This window comes from Arthrobacter sp. H35-D1 (assembly GCF_030063185.1).
Classification (GTDB): domain Bacteria; phylum Actinomycetota; class Actinomycetes; order Actinomycetales; family Micrococcaceae; genus Specibacter.
On sequence record NZ_JASISP010000049.1, the window covers coordinates 1 to 5292 of the forward strand.

Genomic DNA, 5292 nt, shown 5'->3' on the forward strand with positions numbered 1-5292 from the left:
ATCCAAATGCGGCAACAACGAATCAAACTTCGCCCGCAAACTACCCTCAACCTCTACGCCAATCGCCATAACACAACGATACGGCCCAACAACACGAAACACCGGCTAATTTACTGGCAAACCCTAACCGCCCTCATTTCGGTGATCATCTAGTCCCCGTCTTTCTTGAACGTTGTGGCCCACTGCCCGATGCAAGGGCCCCCACAGACTCCTTTGTGGTGGAGGACAACCACACCCATTGCCACGACAAAACTTGTCCATCACGCTGGCTGCCGTCCACTACGGTTTGGCCGCTGCAAAGCAAAGGGACGAGCGAAAACCTTGGCCACGGTACGAGCTGATGAAGTCGATGTGAGACGGCTGGCAGTTGGGGAAAATCGGGTGGGCCACGGAGCGCCAATTGTCCCACTGCTCAACTGGATTTCCCCTTGCTGACCTTACGGCGCCCCTAGTGGCGGAGTAAGTTTAGAAGCCGGCCTTGATCAGAAGTGCATCAATCATCATGAAGAAACTGTCGCGGTGAGAGCTCTCCTCGGGGGCGGTGATGTATTGAAGGGCTGCTCCGTCGAAGATCATAAGAAAAGACCGTACCAACGTAGGGATGCCTATGAGGCACTGATCGACACTGCTTTTGTCCGCTGAAGTGAATATATTTCCCACCTCCACTTCGTAGGCAGGATAAATTTTCGCGGCCAGCGGGCTGGCGGTGGCATTGCGCGTTGCCCACATAATGAGTTCGATCTCTGCAAGTAAGCTTGCAGGGTCTTCCTCCAGTGCGTGCCAGTACCCTTCGGCCACTTGTTCCACAGTCTTACGCAGTCCCAGGTGTTCCGAGATGTCGTTGGAAAAACGGTTCGAGTTCCTTAGCCAAGCTTCGGCGGCGGCGTCCATGAGCTCATCTTTATTGCTAAAGCAATAATGTGCCGTTGCCAAGGGGGCATTAGCCTCTTTGGCTATAGCCCGCATGGTCACGGACTGAACACCCTCACGACGCATCAGTTCCACTGTCGCTGCAATTAACTGCTTTTTTCGTTCGTCTGCTGATACTCGCATAGCTCGCTCTCCAGTCTCCCAGTTTCGATCCGCTAGGGACACTTACTTAAGGTAAGCCTATTGCTTGGGTCACGGAAAAGATTCCACAGGTCCCAAAACTCCGGTCTGTGATGATGGTATTAGGCCATCAGCCCGATGTGACTCAGCGCTTGACTGACACCTTTAGTGGTTGTCCTTTCCCAAGATCAGTCCACCGGACTTGGCGGCCAGCACCAACCGTGTTGCTCGGCCGGACATGACTTCTCCAATGGTTCTTGGCAGGTCTGGTACCCGCTGGCAGGATTGATGACGATCTACTATGGCGTGACCCATGTGACTTTTGACCCCCGGGTTTCTCAGGTTTCATACCTATGACAACGCCGCGATGACCATCGCCACAGAGATCCGCACCAACACCGGGTACGCACGCACCGACCAGGAAGCACACGCTCACATGCGCCAAGTCTTCAACAAACCCGCAGACATCGATCCACCGAGCCGGCTACCTAACCATCACCCTGCACAGCCAACCACAGCTGAAACACAGGCCATCGCCGAACTCTGCAACCACCTCAACAGCACCCAAACACGCTACCCAGAAACTGAATCAATCCGGCGCTACAAAATCAATAACAACAGCTAACCCCACACCAATTACTTCACAGACCGGAGTCCTGGAGCCCCGACGCGTTTTCTGCTGGTCGCCGAGCTCTGATTCGCACTGGTCCAGACGTCGACCGGGATAGAGTGCGGTCGAGCGGCCGGCCGGTGAAGGCCGCGTCCGCATACACTGTCACCGCTGGGCTACTCAATGTTCGGATCGGTCTCGGGTCGGGGCTCGTGTGGGATGAGTTTAAGCCCGATGACGGCGGCGATGATCCCGCTAATGAAGATGATTTTGCTCACCGCGATGCCCTCGGCACCGGTGGCCATCGCGTAACTGACTGTCAGCGCCGCGCCGATGCCGACCCATACGGCGTAGGCGGTGCCGATCGGAATATACTTGACGGCCCAGGTGAGCCCGGTCATGCTGATTGCCAGCGCGAGAAAAAACACGATCGTGTGTGCGGGTTCGGTGAAGCTGTTGGACAGGCCGAGGGCCGTGGCCCAGACGGCTTCAAATACGGCGCTGATGAGCAGGACGGCCCACGGCATGTCAGCTCACCACCTTCAGGCCAACGACCGAACCGACGAGCAGGAGCAGGAGCACAATACGGGCAATGGTCGGCCGTTCCTGCTTGGTTATGAAGCCCCGCAACACCGTCAGGGTTGCGCCGATGCCGACCCAGACCGCGTAGGACGTTCCGGTGGGAAGGGAGCTCATGGCCCAAGCTAGACCAGCCATGCTCAGGACCAAGGAGATGAGGAACAGGACCGTGGGCTTGGGCCGCTTAAAGCCTTGGGAGGCGGACAGGGCTGAGGCCCAGACGGCCTCCAGCATGCCCGAACCTATGAGAATGATCCACGCCATGAAAATTCTTCGCTTCCAGATTGGGGAACAGAAAATGACCAGCAGGGTGAAGAGAAGGCCACAGCGTCCACGGTGCGGAGGCCGGTTGTGGGCCACTGTTTCAAAAACCAGGCCAGAAACGGTCCCGCGACTATGGCGACGATGAGTACGGCAAAAATTTCAGAAAGAAGTCTGACCGGGTGGTCTTGCAACGCCTTGAGTAGCCCGTTCCGACAACCTATTCAGGTGTTGGCTCCTCGATATCGTTCAAGCTCGTGTCTAATATGGTGCCGCTACGGAAGCCGGTAATTGCCGGAATGCTGAGTATTGTGAGCGAGAGCAACGAGACACCGCAATAGAACCGGGCATCAGTTGACGAAAGAATGCCAACACAAGAGTGACGGTGCTCAGTACAATGATGGCCGTCTAGGACCATCGCAGAATTGTGGAGATCCGCGCTGACGCCTTCGTTTGCCGTACTGTCCAGTCCTTATAGTGCCGATACCCCCTTATGCGGTTCTTTGTTTCTGGTAGTCGGTTTCGAGAAACTCTGCGTCGTACGTGGAGTCACTGTAGAAGAATCCCGGCCAATACTGCCGGATCGGACGGCCGGTCAGCATTGATCCGTCCCTGTAGGTGAAGCGGATTTTGATAGAAGGAACGTCCCGGGGCCACGAAGGTCGTGCGGGTTTCTCATGGTGGTGATGGATCCGCCAAGGAACGTGATGTCCACCGTTGATTCAGCAGCAGGCCTGAGGTCTTTAGCAACGTAATTGACGTCATACCGAACTGGCGCGAACCACTGCCTCACAGTCCCTGTACCGGAAAAGGGTTGGTGGAGGTGACGGTAAAGCAAGCTCAACGTCAGCGGTACTGTCCGAGTCCGTCTTGTGCCCTATTTTCTCCCGCTGCCATGCACTACAGACAGTCACGCCTGCGCGACGAAACTACGCGGGAACGGCAGCCATGTCGGTGAGCGGGTTCAGTTCTAGTCATCTTCCCCGCATATTTCGGGGCGGCCATAATCTGAAAAGTGGATTATCCGACGCTAGCGCACGGCTCCATCCCGCCATGCGACGTGGATGCCGCTGTCCGTTGCAGAGAATTCGAGTTCGAATAGGTTGGAGATGACTAGATCGGCGCTCAATTCTGCTGCTGTGTGTGTGCCCGCCACCGCTAGGGTCGTGCACCCTGCATCATGGGCGGAACGCAGGCCAGACTGCGCGTCCTCGATGACAAGACACCGGCCTGGATCGAAGCCTAGCCATTGGGCGCCGAGCACGAAGGGTTCGGGGTCGGGTTTGCCGCGCTTGACGTCGTCGACGGTGACTACCACGCGCGGTGGCACCAGCCCGGAAGCCAAGATTCGTGCTGCGGCGAGGGGGCGCGTGCAAGAGGTGACAATCGCTTTGCGATATTGCCCTATCGCTGAGAGTGCTTCGACGGCTCCCGGAAGGACGGTGATGTCGCTGACTTCGGAGAGCTCAAGTTGTTGAATGCGTTCAAAGGACGTCTCGAACTCTTCGGGAGGGACTAGGGAAGCCACAATATCCCGGGCCGGATGGCCGTGTCGGCCGTCGAGGAACGAGGGATCGAGCCCACGTTCGGCACCCCATGCGAGCCAGGACCGAAGCACCGCCGGAGTCGAGTCAATGAGGGTGCCATCCATATCGAACAGGACAGCGTCAAACGTCTGCCCAATTACCTCTCGTACAGGCCGACTCACCTCAGCAGCAATGGCTTCGGGAACAAGGAGGGTGAGGTCATTCAATGGGTTCATGGATGCGGCGTCTTTCTTCCTGAGGTTTTCACCCGGTTTTCCAGGTTTGAGTGGATCTATTTCATTGCACGAGGCATTCTTAGAGAGAGCGACTGCACAATGAGCAAGCCGCTGGTCCCACCTTCACCAAAGAACGCGTCGGGGTTTATGCGGTCATAGTGGCAAACATCAGGGCCATGACGGCGGCACCGAGGGCTTCGAGCCCGTGTTCCGGTCGGGAGCTGCGTTTCGCAGTGACCGAATTATGGTGGGTATTTTTCATTACCCGGAAGCGCAGGAGAAGGATGATGAACACCATTGCTGCAGCTGCGAAGAATACTGTTAGCAGGATTGCTAGGTTTGGTGAGTGATCAAGTGTTGCTGCAGCGGTGGTTTTGACCGGGGCTGCCATCGCGTGGTGATCGTGCGCTATTGAGGTTCCGTTTGTCGGAGCGCTTGCATAGCCGGCGGTCGTCACCCCACCCATCATTGCGACCATGGCAGCAGCTCCGACCATCGTGAGGCCGTGGTACGCGCATTTGAGTCGGCCTGGGCCATCGGTGCAGAGTGTTTTGACTTCCGGCCGTGCAACTGCCTGAATGATGAACCACATTGCTGCGCCGGTGAGGACCATGATCTGAGCCAGCATGGTCGACGGAGCGAGGTGCCACAACATGGCCGCCATGAGGAAGTGCATGAGTGCGTGGAGGCTGTTGTTGATAAGGTCCTTGCGCTGCTTGGACCTGATCCCTTGCAGGATATGGTAACTTGCGCTAAGCAACAGGATGGCCGTGATGGTCCAGGTAATTGCGGGGTTACTGAACACGCGGATCACACTCTCATGACTGGGTTGGGGTTAGGTAATGGTGCGGTCCCCGATGCTGTTGTGGAGAGCATCGGGGACCGCTTGTTTAGTGCTGTGTTTTTAGTGCTGTGTTTTTAGTGCTTTGTTGTTAGTTTCCGGTGCAGCATTGTGCTGCGGTGGTGGTTGCCTTGGTTTCTGAGGTGGGTAGGTTCAGGGTGGGGTTCTGGTCGAAGAAGCCGTGGGGTT

General features: G+C 56.7%; 6 protein-coding genes. 1 reads left to right on the plus strand and 5 read right to left on the minus strand.

The features are described 5' to 3' along the window. Positions 1-465 precede the first annotated feature (465 nt). Positions 466-1053, minus strand: coding sequence for a TetR/AcrR family transcriptional regulator (locus tag QMG25_RS20040; protein ID WP_283462852.1), 588 nt, complete (start codon positions 1051-1053; stop codon positions 466-468). 364 nt (positions 1054-1417) lie between these two features. Between QMG25_RS20040 and QMG25_RS20045 the strand changes: the two genes are divergently transcribed. Beyond that, positions 1418-1675, plus strand: a complete 258-nt coding sequence (locus QMG25_RS20045) for a hypothetical protein (protein ID WP_283462854.1) — start codon at positions 1418-1420, stop codon at positions 1673-1675. A gap of 161 nt (positions 1676-1836) precedes the next feature. Here the strand turns inward: QMG25_RS20045 and QMG25_RS20050 are convergent, their stop codons facing one another. The 4 genes from QMG25_RS20050 to QMG25_RS20065 form a co-directional block, all read right to left on the minus strand. After that, on the minus strand, positions 1837-2187 hold the full coding sequence (locus QMG25_RS20050; RefSeq protein WP_283462855.1) for a DMT family transporter: 351 nt from the start codon (positions 2185-2187) through the stop codon (positions 1837-1839). Between the two features lies 1 nt (position 2188). Further along, positions 2189-2503 (minus strand): DMT family transporter, encoded by a 315-nt coding sequence (locus QMG25_RS20055; RefSeq protein ID WP_283462857.1) that lies wholly within the window; start codon positions 2501-2503, stop codon positions 2189-2191. A 1027-nt stretch (positions 2504-3530) separates the two neighbouring features. Next, complete coding sequence (locus QMG25_RS20060; protein WP_283462859.1) at positions 3531-4262, minus strand: HAD family hydrolase; 732 nt, start codon at positions 4260-4262, stop codon at positions 3531-3533. 145 nt (positions 4263-4407) lie between these two features. Further along, positions 4408-5076: a DUF5134 domain-containing protein gene (locus QMG25_RS20065; protein WP_283462861.1), complete on the minus strand. Its 669-nt coding sequence runs from the start codon at positions 5074-5076 to the stop codon at positions 4408-4410. Positions 5077-5292: the final 216 nt, after the last annotated feature.

Bases quoted from the DNA above. Each gene is read 5' to 3' on its own strand.
- QMG25_RS20040 (WP_283462852.1), bottom strand. From the start codon at position 1,053: ATGCGAGTATCAGCAGACGAACGAAAAAAGCAGTTAATTGCAGCGACA.
- QMG25_RS20045 (WP_283462854.1), top strand. From the start codon at position 1,418: ATGACCATCGCCACAGAGATCCGCACCAACACCGGGTACGCACGCACC.
- QMG25_RS20050 (WP_283462855.1), bottom strand. From the start codon at position 2,187: ATGCCGTGGGCCGTCCTGCTCATCAGCGCCGTATTTGAAGCCGTCTGG.
- QMG25_RS20055 (WP_283462857.1), bottom strand. From the start codon at position 2,503: ATGGCGTGGATCATTCTCATAGGTTCGGGCATGCTGGAGGCCGTCTGG.
- QMG25_RS20060 (WP_283462859.1), bottom strand. From the start codon at position 4,262: ATGAACCCATTGAATGACCTCACCCTCCTTGTTCCCGAAGCCATTGCT.